This window comes from Actinomadura darangshiensis, from assembly GCF_004349235.1.
In the GTDB taxonomy this organism is placed as follows: Bacteria; Actinomycetota; Actinomycetes; order Streptosporangiales; family Streptosporangiaceae; genus Spirillospora; species Spirillospora darangshiensis.
This window is the reverse complement of sequence record NZ_SMKY01000549.1, coordinates 1-2627: the sequence shown is the minus strand read 5'-3', so window position 1 is coordinate 2627 and position 2627 is coordinate 1. Positions and strand designations below refer to the sequence as shown.

At 70.3% G+C, this 2627-nt stretch carries 3 protein-coding genes; 2 read left to right on the top strand and 1 reads right to left on the bottom strand.

What is annotated here, in order from left to right:
- A partial coding sequence (recA, locus tag E1293_RS46210) for a recombinase RecA (protein ID WP_132206387.1) occupies positions 1-1077 on the bottom strand: 1077 nt, incomplete at its 3' end.
- 243 nt (positions 1078-1320) lie between these two features.
- On the opposite strand from recA, the gene E1293_RS46205 reads away from it, so the two are divergent.
- Together E1293_RS46205 and E1293_RS46200 are read left to right on the top strand one after the other, a co-directional pair.
- Positions 1321-2190: an ATP-grasp domain-containing protein gene (locus E1293_RS46205; protein ID WP_132206385.1), complete on the top strand. Its 870-nt coding sequence runs from the start codon at positions 1321-1323 to the stop codon at positions 2188-2190.
- Between the two features lie 115 nt (positions 2191-2305).
- A partial coding sequence (locus E1293_RS46200) for a hypothetical protein (protein WP_207939525.1) occupies positions 2306-2627 on the top strand: 322 nt, incomplete at its 3' end.

Below are 2627 nucleotides of genomic sequence, written 5' to 3'. Positions count from 1 at the left end.
CGCGGGGGCGGCGAGCGGGTCGGGCGCGGCGGCGCCCGGCGCGGCGGCATCCGGCGCGGCGGGCTCGGCCTCCTTGTCGACCTTCGGGCCGATGCCGAGCTTCTCCTTGATCTTCTTCTCGATGCCGTCGGCCATGTCCGGGTTGGCCTTGAGGAAGTTGCGGGCGTTCTCCTTGCCCTGGCCGAGCTGGTCGCCGTCGTAGGTGTACCAGGCGCCGGACTTGCGGACGAAGCCGTGCTCCACGCCGAGGTCGATCAGGCCGCCCTCGCGGCTGATGCCCTGGCCGTAGAGGAGGTCGAAGTCGGCGACGCGGAACGGCGGGGCCATCTTGTTCTTGACGACCTTGATGCGGACGCGGTTGCCGACGGCCTCGGTGCCGTCCTTGAGGGTCTCGATGCGCCGGACGTCCAGCCGGACGGAGGCGTAGAACTTCAGCGCGCGGCCGCCGGTGGTGGTCTCCGGGGAGCCGAACATGACGCCGACCTTCTCGCGGAGCTGGTTGATGAAGACGACGGTGGTCTTGGTCTGGTTGATCGCGCCGGTGAGCTTGCGCAGGGCCTGCGACATGAGGCGGGCCTGGAGGCCGACGTGGCTGTCGCCCATCTCGCCCTCGATCTCGGCGCGGGGCACGAGCGCGGCGACGGAGTCGATGACGACGATGTCGATCGCGCCGGAGCGGATCAGCATGTCGGTGATCTCCAGGGCCTGCTCGCCGGTGTCGGGCTGGGAGACCAGCAGGGCGTCGATGTCGACGCCGATCTTGGCGGCGTACTCGGGGTCGAGCGCGTGCTCGGCGTCGACGAACGCGGCGATGCCGCCCTTCTTCTGGACGCTCGCCACGGCGTGCAGCGCGATGGAGGTCTTGCCGGAGCCCTCGGGGCCGTACACCTCGACGACGCGGCCGCGGGGCAGGCCGCCGATGCCGAGCGCGATGTCGAGGGAGATCGCGCCGGTGGGGATCACCTCGACGGGCGCCCGCGCCTCCTCGCCCATCCGCATGACCGACCCCTTGCCGAACTGCCGCTCGATCTGGGCGAGTGCGGTCTCGAGAGCCTTCTCCCGGTCGTTCGCTGCCATTGAGATGTCCTTCTGTCGTGAGGTGTCGGCTCTCGGCCGCTGCTTGCGATGTCGAGGGCGACGTTACGGCGGGCCACCGACACTTTTCGAGCCCGGCGCGAATTGTGGATGACGCCGCGGACCGCGACCAGCTTACCGAACATCCGTTCGATCATCGTCCCGAACGCCGATTCGGGGTGGAATCTCCGTGCGTTCCCTGGTCCCCACCCCGTACGCTGGCGGCGTTGACGGAGGGTTCCAATCATGACGCTGACCGTCCTCTTCTGCGTCGATCCGCTCCACCCCCGGCGCGTTGACCCCCACTTCGCCCGCGAGGCCGCCGCCGTGCGGGACCATTACGGCGAGATCGTCCTGGTCGACCACGACGCCCTGCGGCGCGGCGACGTGGACGATGCCGTCGAGGCGGTGCCGGCGAGCCTGGGGCCGGTCTGGTACCGCGGCTGGATGGTGTCGGCGGACGAGTACGGCGCGATGGCCGCCGCCTTGAAGCGGCGCGGGACGTTCCTGCTGACGCACCCGGACGACTACCGGCGCGCGCACGAGCTTCCGGGCTGGCACGACACGTTCGCCGGGCTGACCCCGCACAGCGTGTGGCGTCCCCTCGGCACCGGCCAGGACCCTGGTGACCTCAACGAGCTGGGTGAGCTCGTCAAGCCGCTGCGGGGCGGGCCCGGTGTGGTCAAGGACTACGTGAAGTCGTGCAAGCACGAGTGGGAGGAGGCGTGCTTCGTCCCCGATGTGAAGAACCTCGCACGGCTGCACGACATCGCCTCGAAGATGGTCGCGCTACGGGACGACAGCCTGGCGGGCGGTCTCGTCGTGCGCGAGTTCGAGCAGTACGACGGCGAGGGTGAGGCGCGCGTGTGGTGGGTGGACGGCGAGCCCGCCCTGGTGGGGCCGCATCCGGACAGCCCCGGCGTGGAGCCCGATCCCGACCTGGACGCCGTGGCCCCGGCGGTCCGCGCGCTGGGCTGCCGGTTCATCACCACCGACGTGGCTCGCCGCTCGGACGGCGTCTGGCGCGTCGTAGAGGTCGGTGACGGGCAGGTCAGCGACCTGCCGTCGTCCGTGGACGCGATGGACCTCTACGCGCATCTCCCCGTCCCCGACTGACGGCGGCGGCGCCCCGATCGGAACTCGCGCCGAACCGGAACGGGGTCATGGCCGTCTTACCGTGGACGGCCTTGCGCCGCCCCGGTTGCCCCCCACGTGAGAAGGACGTGCTCTCTTGCCCCCACAGGAGCCCACTCGCCGGCTCAGCTCCCGCGCCGTGAAGGTGGGGATGGTGAGCGCGCTGTCGCTGACCCTCGTCGCCTGCGGTTCCGGTTCGACCACGGCGAGATGCGTGGACCGGAACGCGCCGGCCAAGGGCAAGAGCGGCCACAAGGTCGTCCCGGACAACAACTGCGACACCGGCGACATCGACAACGGGTCCGGTTCGTATGGGCGCTACTACTGGTACTACGGCGGGAAGAGCAGATCCGGTTTCGTGTCGGGCGGCAGCAGCACCCGGCCCGACGGGAAGATCAAGTCCAGTGGCGGGCGGACGC

Coding starts and splice junctions, on each gene's coding strand:
- E1293_RS46205 (WP_132206385.1), top strand. CDS start 1,321: ATGACGCTGACCGTCCTCTTCTGCGTCGATCCGCTCCACCCCCGGCGC.